The sequence below is a fragment of the Candidatus Kapaibacterium sp. genome (assembly GCA_025059875.1).
GTDB lineage: Bacteria > Bacteroidota > Ignavibacteria > Kapaibacteriales > HRBIN21 > HRBIN21.
Map to the genome: position 1 here is coordinate 361,338 of JANXCT010000002.1, position 12,590 is coordinate 373,927.

The following is a 12,590-nucleotide window of genomic DNA, read 5'->3' on the forward strand; positions in this document are numbered from 1 at the left end:
TCAATAGTCGGCGGCGGAGCAAGACCCCGTCGTAACTCAAGAGCAACCGCACAATGTGCGTCGGTCGGGCGCCGACGTCCAACCAGTAGATTGCCCGCTCATGGTTTACCACGATCGTAGAGGGCGACGTGTTTGGGTCGTAGTACCCAATCCGCTCTATGAATCGCCCATCGCGGGGGGCACGACTGTCGGCGGCGACGATGTCGTAGAAAGCATAGTTGCGCCGCCCTCGGCGCCGCAGTCGGAGTTTTACCATGGATAGCAGTGCTCACAGTTTGTGGAACTTACCGATGATCCCCAACGGGAAGCGCCCGCGTTGCCACTGCTGAAGTAGCTCCCGCATCTGCTCAAGGTGCGCAACAAGACGATTGACCTCCTGGACCGTTGTGCCACTACCACGGGCAATGCGGCGACGCCGCGAGGCGTTCAACAAGTGCGGGTTGCGCCGCTCTTCAGGAGTCATTGACAGGATGATCGCTTCCGCTCGGACCAGGGCCTTGGGATCCAGGGTCAACCCCTTTGTCCATTGGGCTGCCCCGGGCAGAAGCTGCAGCAACTCCGTCAATGATCCCATGCGGCGGATGGAGCGGATGTATTCCAGGAGCGTCTCGAAGTTGACCTCCTCCGCTGTGCGCGGCTGCGCTTTCGGAGCCGCTTCCATCAGCTGTTGCTGGATCCGCTCCACCAGCGTCGCAATATCCCCCATGCCCAGAATTCGAGAAGCAATCCGCTCGGGATGGAATGGTTCGAGCGCCTCGGGGCGCTCGCCGGTGCCATAGAACTTGATGGGAACTCCAATCGCAGCCCGCAGAGAGAGGGCAGCTCCGCCCCGCGCGTCCCCGTCTAGCTTTGTCAGCACAATCCCCGTCAAGCCAACAGCAGCATGGAAAGCCTGGGCTGTCGGCAGGATGTCCTGGCCACTCATAGCGTCTCCGACGAAGAGGACCTCGTCAGGCTGCAGGGTTCCCCGGATTCGGACCAGCTCTTGCATCAAAGGCTCATCAACGGCTAGCCGTCCGGCCGTGTCTACAATCACCACATCGCGAGCGCCGAGACGTGCCCGGTGAAGTGCTGCTTCCACGACCCTTTCTGGCTCTGCAATCCCCTCGGGACGAAAGAAGGCAACGCCTACCTGAGCTGCCAAGCACTCCAACTGTTCAATAGCCGCAGGGCGGCGCAGGTCAGCGGACGTCAGCAGGGGATGTCGGCCCTGTCGCCGGAGGTAGAGTGCGAGCTTGGCTGCTGTCGTCGTCTTGCCAGACCCTTGGAGACCTACAAGCAGAATCCGTGTCGGAGGCTTCGAGGCAAAGCGCAGCGGTACCCATTTCGTCCCTAAGAGCTGCAGCAGCTCTTCGTAGACGAGCTTCAGCAGGAACTGCTCCGGTAGTACCATCGGCGGTATTTGTGCCCCAACCGCTCGTTCGCGGACCCGCTCCAAGAACTGCCGAACGACGCTGACGTGGACGTCTGCTTCCAAGAGAGCGCGGCGGAGTTCCTGGAGTGGCTCTTCCAACTCGGCCGCGCTCAGGCTACGAACTCCACGCAGTCGACGCAGGACCTGCTGGAGACGCTCAGTCAGACGTTCAAACATCCGACTCTCCGTATCGTCCCAGAACTTGCAAAACTACACCTGCGTGCAACTCTATAGCCCCGTCAACAACGCGGTGCCGATCTCTTGCATCTATCGCTGCGAGTGCGTAATTTTGTAGCGCCTCCTAATGGCCTCCTTTGTGGTGGTGAAAGGTGGGAAGGGGAGTGCCCCTCGGCAGCCAACTGTCGAGGGGCATCTCACTTTTTAGAGCCCCAGAGGCACTCAAGCATTACCGCCCTGCGTCAACAGTCGCCGAGGTCTGTCCACAAGGAGCGGCGCCCGATGGTGGTCTCTCTGTTGCTGCTCTGTTGTAGCGGCATACTCCTGGCCCAGGTCCCTGGAGCACCTCAGCAGAGGCCAATAGCCCTCGTGAATGCGACTCTCTACACCGTCTCGCACGGCATCATAGAGGGTGGGACGCTGGTCTTCGACAAGGGCCGCATTGTTGCTGTTGGGAAGGATGTGACCATTCCTCCGACAGCCCTCCGCATCGACTGCACTGGTAAGCAGGTGTATCCTGGCTTCATTACTGCGTTCTCGCAGCTGGGACTCGTCGAGATTGATGCCGTCCGCGCTACGCGAGACGTGGCTGAAGTTGGAGACTTCAATCCAAATGTCGTAGCAGCCACCGCGTACAATGCCGATAGCGAAATCATTCCCACCGTCCGCTCTACTGGCGTCCTGATTGCCCACGTTGCCCCATTAGGAGGGCTCGTTGCCGGACGAAGTTCGGTGATGCATATGGACGGCTGGAACCACGAAGATGCTACCCTCCGACGGGTTGCCGGGATCGTGGTCTCTTTCCCCTCGCTGAGCCTCCGTGGCAGTTGGTGGGACCAGCGCTCTGTGGAGGAACGTCGCCGGGAACAGCGAGAACGGCTGCAGAAGCTCTACGACTTCTTCGAACAAGCCCTTGCATACCACCGGGCAGCCTCAGCTGGGACAGTTCACCTGGTAGACCTGCGATTTGAGGCAATGCGGGCTGTCTTCCGAGATTCGCTACCGGTCTTCATCCTAGCGGACGAATATGCCCAGATTCTGGAAGCCCTCCGCTTCGCCCGACACTTCGGGCTTCGGTGTGTGATCGTTGGAGGTGCTGACGCATGGCGCTGTCTGGAGGAGTTACGAGAAGCACGAGCAGCCGTCATCGTGCACGTCCATCGACTCCCTCGGCGCGAAGAGGACCCGTACGACATCGCCTATCGGCTTCCGGCGATACTGGAACAGGCAGGGATCCCGTTCGCAATCACCGAAGAGCACACTTGGCCTCAGCGGAATCTCCCCTTCAACCTCGGCACAGCTATAGCGTTTGGCCTCTCCCCTGAAGCAGCTCTCCGCTCCGTGACACTCTCCGCTGCAGAAATCCTGGGAGTGGCTGACCGTGTCGGCTCTCTGGAGGTTGGCAAAGACGCGACACTCTTCATCTGCTCTGGCGATCCCTTCGATGTACGCACCAACCGCGTGGAGTATGCTTTCATCCAAGGGCGTGCTGTTGACCTCAGTAGCCGCCACACGCGCCTGTCGGAGAAGTATCGGCAGCGCTATCGCCAGTGAGTCTGAATGACCGGACAACTCGTTGACCAACAGCCGGTAGAGATCCCATCGAACATCCGGTCGCTCTACCGGCGGCGCCTTTCTCCGGAAGCCTTCGAGCGCTTTTGCCGAGTCCGGCTCTACGGCATCACGTACCTCAGTGATGGCCTGCGAATCCGAGGGTTTATGGCACTACCTCCTGAAGAGCACTTGCCAGCCCCAGCACTCATCTTCAACCATGGTGGGGCAGGCGAGCGTGGGGCCCTGACGGCACGAACTGCTGCAGCAACCATCGGGCTCTTTGCAAGCTGGGGATACGTGGCGCTTGCTAGCCAATACCGCGGCGTTGGGGGCAGCGAGGGGACGGAGGAATGGGGCGGAGCAGATGTTGACGATGCGTTAGCCCTCCTCCCTCTCCTGGAGCGCCTCCCGTGGGCTGATCCCGATCGGATCGGACTCATCGGTGGCAGCCGAGGTGGGATGATGGCCCTACAGATGCTGCGTCGCACGAGTCGCTTCCGCGCTGCCGTAACGATTGGTGCTCCTACAATGCTCCACGCCTTGCCCCAAACCGATCCGCTCTACCGGACGATGCTCCGCTTCCTCCCGCCCCATGTCTCCCCTTCGGAAGCGGCCGCGGAGCGCTCCGCGGTGCTTTGGGCCCATGAACTCTGCAAGACGACACCACTCCTAGTACTCCACGGCACCGGGGACCGCCGAGTCTCCCCTGAGCATGCACTCTACCTCGGCTTAGCCCTCCAGCGCTCGCTCCATCCGTACAAGCTCATCCTCTACGACAACGCTGACCACGTCCTAGCTGGCCGGTGGGCTGAAAGCCTTGCTGACATCCGGTGGTGGCTGGACCACTACGTACGCGATCGCGCTCCGCTTCCCAAGGTAGGCCCCCATGGGGCTTGAGTACCTGCTGAGCACCACTGCTGCAGCACCTCTATGGCGTGGAGCACATGGTGGGGTTCCAACGCCGTCATACAGCGGAAATGCCCCAATGGGCACCGCTCCCGGCCAATGTGAGTGCAGGGACGGCAAGGCAGCGGGTACTGCACTACAACGTGCAGCACTCCGACCGGCTCAAACCCTAGCTCTGGTACCGTCGAGCCAAAGATGACAACGCTCGGAACCCGCCGTGCTGCGGCCAAATGGATGATACCACTGTCATTCCCCACAACGAGGTCCACCCCATCCAGCCGACGCGCAAGCTCTAGGAGGGAGTTGGTCACAACAAGCTCCACATCCGAGCCGATTTCGGTAGGCAGGGAATGAGTGCGGGCGTCGCCAGGATCCGTAACCACGACGAGTTCATATCCCCGCTGTCGCAGCAGCCGTCCGAGCGCTTGGAACCGTTCCAGTGGCCACCGCTTCGTCTGATGCCGGGCACCAGGCACAAGCGCAATCCGCTCCCACCGCCGTGGGCAGGACCGCAGCGAAGGCGGATAGACCTCTGCCGTTCGCTCCTCCGGCAGCCAACACTCTAGCCCTTGTCCGTCATCTTCGATACCGAGCTCCGCAACGGCCTGCCGATACCGCTCCACCACTGAAGGCAGTCGCCACCATCCCCATCGCTTGGCCCATACTAGTAAGAGCTTCCTCCAGCGCGCCTTCGGAGCCCGAAAGAGGCGAGCCCGCGGTCCCCAGCGTAGAAACGCTGTCCGCCAGTTGCGGTGGAGATCCACAATCCACAACTGCTCCCTGGGATTAAGCAGTCCAGCTCGCAGTAGACGGCGCTCCCTCTGGGCACTCCAGAAACCACCGGAGGCCTCGTAGGGCACCACAGCCGTCAAATACGGGTTGTACGCCAGCAGCTCGCGGTAGGATGATCGGACCACGGCAACGAGCTCGGCTGTCGGGAAATGCCGCCGCAGCTGCCGAATCAGAGGGGTCATCAGCAGGACATCACCAAGCGAGCTAAGCCGCAGCAGGACGATGCGGAGCATCTACTCGGCTGCCTCGCGTTCAATCCAGATCGTGACTGGTCCATCGTTGAGGAGCTCCACCTCCATCATCGCCCCGAAGATGCCCGAAGCTACAGGAACATCGTAGTCACGGCAGAAGAGGAGGAACTGGTCGTAGAGCTGTCGAGCCTGTTCTGGCGGAGCAGCATCGGTGAAGCTCGGGCGAAAGCCACGTCGGACGTCGCCGTAGAGCGTAAACTGTGACACCACCAACACCCCTCCCCCAACCTCCCGCACAGAGAGGTTCATCCGCCCTTCGGCGTCCGGGAAGACCCGCAAGTGGAAGAGCTTATGCGCCATCCAACGGAGCACCTCCAGGGTATCCGTTGAGGCAAAGCCGACGAATGCGAGGAGTCCTGGACCAATCTCCGCGACTACCTCTCCATCGACCCGAACGCGAGCGTAACGCACACGCTGCACCAATGTCCTCATCGCTCACCAGGGCTGGAACGGATACCCATTTCCAGTTACGTCCCTGCGGCGATGCCAGCGCCGCAGTAAGTACATCACCAACGGCGGAGCAAAGACTAGCACCAGCAGCACAACGCCCGTCAGCCAGTATACCACCGCCGCCAGCAGAAGCCCCAATAGCACTCCTAGCAACGAGAGTCCCCACGCTTGGCGTTCCAACTCATCCATTTTCCACCGCAACGATGGTCTGCAGACTCCGAGGGATTTGGGAATGGAGCTGTCCGCGGGCATAGAGCCCACAGCCAAGCTCAAACTCGCGGTAGCGCACGTGGACGAAGCCAGAATCTGAGAACCCTGCAGCTACATTCTGGGACTGCCCACTGACGAACCGAAGCGCTTCTTCACGACTCTGCAGCTCAACAACATGGCGCTGGATTGCCGCACCGAGTAGTTGGAGGGCCGCTGTCTTCGGCTTCACATGGCGCCGCTTGTAGCTCAGCAGCGGGATTCCGATGCTCTCCGGCGGGAGCAACGACGGCGGAGTGGTCTCAGGCGTGCTCATCCATACGACCTCCTGCCCACGCATCCAGTAGCGGTAACGGTCGAACAGCTCTGGATCTATCCCAAAGTGCGCCTTCATCCACTCTATCCCTTCCAGCCGAGCAGCTGGGACCATTGGGGCAGCCTGCCGAGGCAGCGTCTTCGCTTGCAGAGGCGGTAGAGGCACATCGGTGCGTCGAATCCGGGCCACGAAGAAGCCTCCTGTGTCGTTCAAGTGCGGCCAGTAGCGGCACGCGTGGACGAGATCGCTCCGCAGCTGTTTTCCTTCCCACTGCGTGATCCCAGGCATCGCCTGGAGCTCAGGGATGGAGTATGGCTCAATGACTCCATAGTCTCCAAGCACCGCGTCCAGCACCAACTCATTCTCCTCGGGGGCAAAGGTGCATGTGCTGTAGACGACCACTCCACCCGGCTTGACCAGCCGCAGGGCATGGCGGAGCAGAGCCCGCTGGACGGCCGTACAGTACTGCCGGAAGCGGTCCGTCACAGGTCGCCAGCTCTGGCCCGCCTTTCGTACCGTGCCTTCGCCAGTACAGGGAGCATCCACCAGTACGCGGTCCCAGACGCCCTCAGGAAGAGGCAGGAAGCGTCCGTCGTGCCAAGTCACCAGGACATTGACCAGCCCCAGACGGTCAACCGTCGTCCGCAAGCTCGACAAGCGCTCCCGTTGGAGTTCATTGGCCAGTACGCTCCCTGCGGGATAGACACGGAGAGCAAGCTGGGCGGTCTTCCCCCCTGGGGCAGCGCATAGGTCCACCACGTGTTCCCCCGGCTGCGGGTCTAGCGCCACCACAGCCGCCATAGCGATCTCTTCCTGGACGTAGTACCACCCCGCGATAAAGGGCAGTGTAGCACCCGGACGGTCAGAATTCCGCAGCCGGAAGGCCCCCGGATACCACGGCACTGCCTCCAGTTCGAATCCCTCCTCAGCACAGTAAGCCTGTAGCGCTTCCGGCGTGGTCTTGAGGGGATTGACCCAAATGCACGGAGTCAGCGGGACCTGCAGGCAGGCCCAGAAGTTTGCCGGGTCGTCCAACAGCGGCACGTACCGCGCGAAGGCTTTCTCGATTCGCTGCCACTCCATGTGTCCTTGGCGCTCCAGAGGTAATGACGAGGGGCCGCCTAAATTTGCGAGCGGCGCAGCACCTATGTGGCAGCTGACACTCTACATCGTACGCCAAATTGCTGCAATCTTTGGCTTCGGGATTGCAGCGCTCTGCATCATCTTCATCGTGGTCAACCTCATCGAGAACTTGGACGATTTCCTGGACACCAACACACCACCCGCGGTCATCGTGGAGTACTACCTCCTCTTCCTGCCGGAGATGTTGAAGTACGTCGCCCCGGTGGCTACCCTCCTGGCATGCCTCTTTGGGATCGGCCGCCTGACGCAGCGCCACGAAGTGACCGCAATGAAGGCGGCCGGGGTAGGACTCCACCAGATCACCGGCCCCGTTGTCGGTGCTGCGCTCTCGCTGAGCTTACTGCAGCTCGGCTTCAACGGCTGGATAGTACCGAAGGCTGCTGAGCGGAAGCTCAGCATTGAACGACGATACCTCCATCGCTCGCCTGGCAGCTCCACGCTTTTCCACTTAGCTTTCCGCGAGAGTCCCACGCTGACCATTCTCATCCAGCGCTACGAACCCGAGCGCCAACGAGCCTATGGGGTGGCCGTAGAGGAGTACTCCTCAGAATCCTCACCCCGGCTGCTGCGCCGTATAGAGGCAGCCGAGATGGTGTGGGACAGCTCCCTACAGCGATGGCGATTGTGGGACGTCCGTGAGCGGCACTACGCCGGAGGAGGATCGACCGTGCGGGCCTTTCCTGAGTTGACACTGGCTCTGCGTCTTCGGCACGAGACCATCCTGCAGCTCCAGCATACCCCTGCAGAAATGACACTACCAGAGCTCTCCCAGTACATTGCCACCCTCTCTACCAGCGGCCAAGACGTGCGAGCACTTCAGGTGAGGTACGTCAGTGAGTACGCCTTGCCATTCGCCCATGCAATCGTCGCACTCCTTGCGGTGCCGCTCGCTTCGGTCTACCGTCGCGCGGGACTAGCGGCTCAATTCGGGACAGCAGCCGTGCTGGCGTTTGTTTACTTAGTTGTCGCCCGCATGAGCCAGACAGCAGGTGCTGTTGCTGGACTCCCGCCGCTAGTGGCGGGATGGCTTGCAAATGGGTTGTTTTTGCTCATTGGCCTCGTCATCCTATGGCGCACGCGGACATAAGGGACTCCACTTCCCAACTCTCGGAGCGAGCACGGGAACTCCTCAGCACTCGAGGAAGGCTCTCCGCCCTAACCTCCACGCTCCGCCTTAGCATCTACGGTGACCCTCAAGAAGGACTTCCCCAAAACGGCTGGGGCAAGGGGATCGCAATCTGGTGGCGCGCCGTTGTGGTTCCGTTCTATTCACACTGGATCTCCAGCGCTGTCTATGCTGGGGCCGCCTTGCTACTGTTCCTGGTTGGTCTCCGGCGCTTTGCAGATGCCGTCAGCACCGAACTCCTCATAGTGGGATTTGCTGCTGAGGCAGTGCTCCTCCTCCTACTTGCGCTGGCGTCGCTCGCTGCACCCGTGGAAGCTCCCCAAAGCCCGAAGGAGCTGCAAGCTCTGACAGGACACATCGAAGGAATGGCCTCACACGTTGCTGACATCGCCGAAATTCTAAGCCACTCGCGGGGGCAGACGGCTACATTGGAGCAAGGCGTAGCCCAACTGACCCGATCCGTCGGCGAGCTTGTCCAGTTACTCCGGCAGACAACACAGGAACTCCAGCAGTGGCGCACCCAGGAGCTTCGGAGCCTGGTCCGCCAGGAGTTAGAGCAACTCCTCAGCGATGCTGTTAGGGAGAAGTTGAGCAGAGGCGGACGGGACACCGCCGAATGATGCATCCTTCTCTGCGGCGCGTGGAACCGTACTTCGTGCTCTACCTGATTGCCCTCTTCCTGCTCCTTGACCCCGCGCCACGGGCGACGGACCGACCTCGCACGCCGTCGCCTGACGAGCCCGCAGCCGTGGAGTTCTCTCTGCAGCCCACCGAACTCCGCTGCATCATCGTTGACAGCAGTGGCCGCAGATTTCTCCGACACTACGACTCCGTTGCAGAGCTACGATACTCTCGTCCGCTGAAATCCGCACGGCTCTCTCTGCAGTTGGATTCCGCAGGACATACGATTTGGCGCTCCGAAGCCAGCGACGTAGCCCCAATCCTCGCCGAGCATTCTCCGCAGGAACGCTGCTTCCGAATACTCTGGCGTTTCCCTTGGTGGAGGCCGGTGCTTCCGCCAGGAGAACACGTCTACACACTGTGGCTCCTGCTTCGCCACTCCGGCCCATTAGGATACTTCACGGAGCGCCTTTCTGCAGCGCTCCGCATTAGCGTCTTAGCCCATTCTCAAGCGGGCACCCAGCCAGAGCCTGCACCACCAGCTATAGCGTCGCAGCCTGCCCCTCCACCACCCCTACTGCTGGTGGCACCAGATACCGTCCTAGAGACCGCCCCATACAGCTCGTGGGAGCTAGACATCCTCGTCTATGGGGCGAGCCTCCCTGCTGATTTGGCCGCTCCCCCAGAGATTCAAGTCACAAGCGCCGCCGGAGGCACTGCAACCGTGATCCGCTACACAGACAACGCCGTGCGCCTTGGCGGCGTAGCCCCCCGCGAAGGGACGATGGACATCCGCCTTACACTGCTCCGCCGCGACGGACAGCAAAGCAGCGTCAGCCTCAGTGTCACAGCTCGTGCCCTACCTAATCCAGAGGTACCCTTGGAGCTCTACCCAGAGCGCACTTACACCATCGACCCCGCGCTCCGCCTACGTGGACAACGCACCCGCGCCGAACTGTGGGATGGGAACCGCCTGTGGGCATCCTCCACCGGCACGCCCCTCTCTATCTCTCCCCAATTGGCCGATACCGGAACAACCCTCCTCCTCCGCCGCTTCGTCAACGACCGCCTGGTTGACGAGTTCCGCATACCCATCCGCGACTTTCCCGCGCCGGAAGTAGTGGAAGTCCTTGCCGAAGGCTCAACACTTGTGGCCCGAACGCGGTGCTTCGGCACAGTCCGAAGCGAGCCCAACCGTTGCGAGCTCCGCTGCCGTGATGGGGCTGTCCGCGAGCTCTACGGAAACCGACGCCGCTACACAGTCGAGCCCTACGGGGTCGTGACGGAACAGAGCTTCGTCATAGAGAGCGTGGGTCCAGCCACCAGCGTAGAGTTCTCCGTGCACGATGCCGCTGGACGAGCGACCTACTGGCGCGGACGTCCGCGCAACCGATAGCACATGCTCACTCTGGTAGCTCCCACACTGCCTGGCGGAAGACCTCGCCGCGGTGCTCGAAGTTGAGGAACATGTCGAACGACTTACACGCCGGCGAAAAGAGCACTACATCCCCCGGCTGAGCAGCGTGAGCCGCAATCTGGACTGCTTCCTGCAGGGAGCTTGCCTTTTGGCACCGGACCATCGTGCAGAAATGTGCAAAGAGAGCGTCCGCCTCTTCGCCGATGGCAATGAGCATCCGAACCCGCTGGCGCACGAGGTCGTCTAGTAGGCTGTAGTCGTTGTGCTCCCCACGTCCTCCGGCAATCCAGAGAATCGGCTGAGTGTAGCTGGAGAGGGCATACCAAGCGGCACTGACGTTGGTTGCCTTGGAGTCATTGATGAAGTCTACTCCCCGCCACCGACGGACGAGCTCCAGCCGGTGCTCCACGCCTGAAAACCGCATAAGGCTGTCGCGGAGGTCTTCATTGCGGATTTCCAGTGCCCGAGCCGCCACCGCTGCTGCCAGAGAGTTGTAGAGATTGTGCACCCCTGGCAGGCGCACCTCGTCGGTTCGCATCACCACTTCCTCTCTCTGCTGCCACACAATCACGATGTCCTTGCCTCGGACATAGGCACCCTGCGGGACGGGCCTCTGTCCGAAGTAGGCACACCGTGCTCGCGTCCGGCGCTCCGCTGCACGAGCATGCCGGTCATCTGCATTCAAAACTAGCAAATCCTCCTGGCGTTGCTGTGCTGTGATCCGCCACTTCGCACGGCGATAGGCAGCAAAGCTTCCATGGTAGTCCAAATGGTCCGGCGTAATGTTTAGCAGCACGGCAATATCGGGTCGGAAGCGGTAGCAGAACTGGAGCTGGAAGCTGCTGACCTCCAGAACGACGATTGCCTCCGGCGGGATTCCCTGCAACACAAGCTCTGAGAGTGGTGTCCCGATGTTACCACCGACGACTACCGGCTTACTGGCCTGCCGGAGGATGAACCCCAGAAGAGCTGTGGTCGTTGTCTTGCCGTTTGTTCCTGTCACGGCCACGACCCTCTGCCCAGAAAGCTGCTGCCAGGCGAACTCCAGCTCCGAGACGACTGGAATCCTCCGGCATAGGGCTTGCTGCACTATCGGTGCGTGTGGAGGGATTCCAGGGGAGATGATGATCTGCGCTGCCTGGAGTACACGCTGACTGTGCCCTCCGAACTCAGCCAGTATGTCCTCTTGCTGCAGTGTCTGAGCTGCCCTTGGACACTGCTCTGCTGGCAAGCGCTCGGAGACAAACACCGACAGTCCCAATCGCCGGGCCAATCGAGCGGCTGCTATCCCGCTACGCGCTGCTCCCAGAACAGCGACGTCAGTCATTATCGGGCTGGGTCACGTCGAATTGCGCCACCACAGGGCAGTGATCGGAAAGGCGCTCGGCCTCGGAGAAGGGGTACTGGGCATAGAAGTTCACGACATGGGCGCTGCCCGAACGGAAGCGCTGCCGGAAGCTACTGCTGACAACCACGTGGTCAATCACATACGCCCGCTCATATCGGCAGCTCCGTAGCTCCGCAGTAAGAAACACCAACGCGGGGTTCTCCAGTAGTGGGGTAAGAGTCGGGTACTTCCGCCGACGCGGAGTGTCGTTGAAATCCCCAACGATCACGATGTCCCTCTCCCTCGATCTTGCCAGCAGCGAATCCACCCACTGGGAGAGACGCTGCGCTTGTCGGAGGCGTAGCTGACGAGACAACACCTGCAACTCCGGAGTGTCGTCGTAGCGTGAGGTAGACTTCAAGTGGACCACCATCAGGTAGAAGTCCGCATTCCCGGCACGGCAGTATGCCAAGAGGCCTGGTCGGGTCCGCCCTGGCTGAACCATCAACGGCGTGTACTCCCCAAGGGAGCGAACCTGCACCGAGCGGCGATAGAGGAGTCCGAGGTTCTGCTGTCCTCCCAGGGAACCAACGATGCCCTCAAAATCCGGCAGATACCGCAGCAGCCGCCGCAGGGCCCGGTCGTTCTCCACCTCCTGCACCCCCAGGAGGTCTACGCCTGAGCGCCGAATGAGCTCCCCCAGACGCCGCAAGTCCTCTTCTGTACGAGGCTTGCGGTCGTTGATTCCGTCGCCCAGCCACTCGATGTTGAAGGTCCCAATCGTGATGAACGACTGGGCATCCCGTTGGGCCGACTGCTGCTGGAACTGGCATGAGCCGATGCTGAAGTAGACGAGGAGCAAGAGGCCAAGGCGGCAGCCCCGCATGGT

12 protein-coding genes and 1 pseudogene are annotated in these 12,590 nt (G+C 61.3%); 5 read left to right on the forward strand and 8 right to left on the reverse strand.

What is annotated here, in order from left to right; genetic code table 11:
- Position 1 precedes the first annotated feature (1 nt).
- Positions 2 to 256: pseudogene (gene rpsP / locus NZ960_04195) on the reverse strand (30S ribosomal protein S16).
- A 12-nt stretch (positions 257 to 268) separates the two neighbouring features.
- Complete coding sequence (gene ffh, locus NZ960_04200; GenBank protein ID MCS7176813.1) at positions 269 to 1,591, reverse strand: signal recognition particle protein; 1,323 nt, start codon at positions 1,589 to 1,591, stop codon at positions 269 to 271.
- A 282-nt stretch (positions 1,592 to 1,873) separates the two neighbouring features.
- Between ffh and NZ960_04205 the strand changes: the two genes are divergently transcribed.
- Together NZ960_04205 and NZ960_04210 are read left to right on the forward strand one after the other, a co-directional pair.
- The gene (locus tag NZ960_04205; protein MCS7176814.1) at positions 1,874 to 3,145 is read left to right on the forward strand and encodes an amidohydrolase family protein; all 1,272 of its coding nucleotides are present in this window, start codon (positions 1,874 to 1,876) and stop codon (positions 3,143 to 3,145) included.
- Between the two features lie 6 nt (positions 3,146 to 3,151).
- The gene (locus NZ960_04210; protein MCS7176815.1) at positions 3,152 to 4,042 is read left to right on the forward strand and encodes an alpha/beta fold hydrolase; all 891 of its coding nucleotides are present in this window, start codon (positions 3,152 to 3,154) and stop codon (positions 4,040 to 4,042) included.
- Here the strand turns inward: NZ960_04210 and NZ960_04215 are convergent.
- The 4 genes from NZ960_04215 to NZ960_04230 are packed head-to-tail and all read right to left on the reverse strand — an operon-like array spanning position 3,991 to position 7,150.
- A complete protein-coding gene (locus NZ960_04215) occupies positions 3,991 to 5,076 on the reverse strand; it encodes a glycosyltransferase family 9 protein (GenBank protein ID MCS7176816.1) in 1,086 nt (361 codons plus the stop codon). The two genes, NZ960_04210 and NZ960_04215, sit on opposite strands and share 52 nt — an antisense overlap.
- Positions 5,077 to 5,526, reverse strand: coding sequence for a D-aminoacyl-tRNA deacylase (gene dtd / locus NZ960_04220; protein ID MCS7176817.1), 450 nt, complete (start codon positions 5,524 to 5,526; stop codon positions 5,077 to 5,079). It lies immediately after the preceding gene.
- Between the two features lie 3 nt (positions 5,527 to 5,529).
- Positions 5,530 to 5,733 carry a hypothetical protein gene (locus NZ960_04225; GenBank protein ID MCS7176818.1) on the reverse strand — a complete coding sequence of 68 codons (204 nt, stop codon included), beginning with the start codon at positions 5,731 to 5,733 and terminating at the stop codon, positions 5,530 to 5,532.
- A complete protein-coding gene (locus tag NZ960_04230; protein MCS7176819.1) occupies positions 5,726 to 7,150 on the reverse strand; it encodes an RsmB/NOP family class I SAM-dependent RNA methyltransferase in 1,425 nt (474 codons plus the stop codon). The genes NZ960_04225 and NZ960_04230 overlap by 8 nt, the downstream gene beginning before the upstream one ends.
- 64 nt (positions 7,151 to 7,214) lie before the next feature.
- On the opposite strand from NZ960_04230, the gene NZ960_04235 reads away from it, so the two are divergent.
- From NZ960_04235 to NZ960_04245, 3 genes are read left to right on the forward strand one after another with little or no spacing between them, the layout of a single operon-like run.
- Entirely contained in the window at positions 7,215 to 8,297 is a 1,083-nt protein-coding gene (locus tag NZ960_04235) for an LptF/LptG family permease (protein ID MCS7176820.1), read from the forward strand.
- Positions 8,279 to 8,956 (forward strand): hypothetical protein, encoded by a 678-nt coding sequence (locus NZ960_04240; GenBank protein ID MCS7176821.1) that lies wholly within the window; start codon positions 8,279 to 8,281, stop codon positions 8,954 to 8,956. The genes NZ960_04235 and NZ960_04240 overlap by 19 nt, the downstream gene beginning before the upstream one ends.
- Complete coding sequence (locus tag NZ960_04245; GenBank protein MCS7176822.1) at positions 8,953 to 10,353, forward strand: hypothetical protein; 1,401 nt, start codon at positions 8,953 to 8,955, stop codon at positions 10,351 to 10,353. Before NZ960_04240 ends, NZ960_04245 begins: the two co-directional genes overlap by 4 nt.
- A 7-nt stretch (positions 10,354 to 10,360) precedes the next feature.
- On the opposite strand, the gene murD is transcribed toward NZ960_04245, so the two are convergent.
- Both murD and NZ960_04255 read right to left on the reverse strand, forming a co-directional pair.
- On the reverse strand, positions 10,361 to 11,701 hold the full coding sequence (gene murD / locus NZ960_04250) for a UDP-N-acetylmuramoyl-L-alanine--D-glutamate ligase (GenBank protein ID MCS7176823.1): 1,341 nt from the start codon (positions 11,699 to 11,701) through the stop codon (positions 10,361 to 10,363).
- Complete coding sequence (locus NZ960_04255) at positions 11,694 to 12,587, reverse strand: endonuclease/exonuclease/phosphatase family protein (protein ID MCS7176824.1); 894 nt, start codon at positions 12,585 to 12,587, stop codon at positions 11,694 to 11,696. Before NZ960_04255 ends, murD begins: the two co-directional genes overlap by 8 nt.
- Positions 12,588 to 12,590 lie beyond the last annotated feature (3 nt).

What these genes read in the sequence shown, in the direction of transcription:
- ffh (MCS7176813.1), bottom strand. Translation starts at nt 1,591, where the DNA reads ATGTTTGAACGTCTGACTGAGCGTCTCCAGCAGGTCCTGCGTCGACTG.
- NZ960_04205 (MCS7176814.1), top strand. Translation starts at nt 1,874, where the DNA reads ATGGTGGTCTCTCTGTTGCTGCTCTGTTGTAGCGGCATACTCCTGGCC.
- NZ960_04210 (MCS7176815.1), top strand. Translation starts at nt 3,152, where the DNA reads ATGACCGGACAACTCGTTGACCAACAGCCGGTAGAGATCCCATCGAAC.
- NZ960_04215 (MCS7176816.1), bottom strand. Translation starts at nt 5,076, where the DNA reads ATGCTCCGCATCGTCCTGCTGCGGCTTAGCTCGCTTGGTGATGTCCTG.
- dtd (MCS7176817.1), bottom strand. Translation starts at nt 5,526, where the DNA reads ATGAGGACATTGGTGCAGCGTGTGCGTTACGCTCGCGTTCGGGTCGAT.
- NZ960_04225 (MCS7176818.1), bottom strand. Translation starts at nt 5,733, where the DNA reads ATGGATGAGTTGGAACGCCAAGCGTGGGGACTCTCGTTGCTAGGAGTG.
- NZ960_04230 (MCS7176819.1), bottom strand. Translation starts at nt 7,150, where the DNA reads ATGGAGTGGCAGCGAATCGAGAAAGCCTTCGCGCGGTACGTGCCGCTG.
- NZ960_04235 (MCS7176820.1), top strand. Translation starts at nt 7,215, where the DNA reads ATGTGGCAGCTGACACTCTACATCGTACGCCAAATTGCTGCAATCTTT.
- NZ960_04240 (MCS7176821.1), top strand. Translation starts at nt 8,279, where the DNA reads ATGGCGCACGCGGACATAAGGGACTCCACTTCCCAACTCTCGGAGCGA.
- NZ960_04245 (MCS7176822.1), top strand. Translation starts at nt 8,953, where the DNA reads ATGATGCATCCTTCTCTGCGGCGCGTGGAACCGTACTTCGTGCTCTAC.
- murD (MCS7176823.1), bottom strand. Translation starts at nt 11,701, where the DNA reads ATGACTGACGTCGCTGTTCTGGGAGCAGCGCGTAGCGGGATAGCAGCC.
- NZ960_04255 (MCS7176824.1), bottom strand. Translation starts at nt 12,587, where the DNA reads ATGCGGGGCTGCCGCCTTGGCCTCTTGCTCCTCGTCTACTTCAGCATC.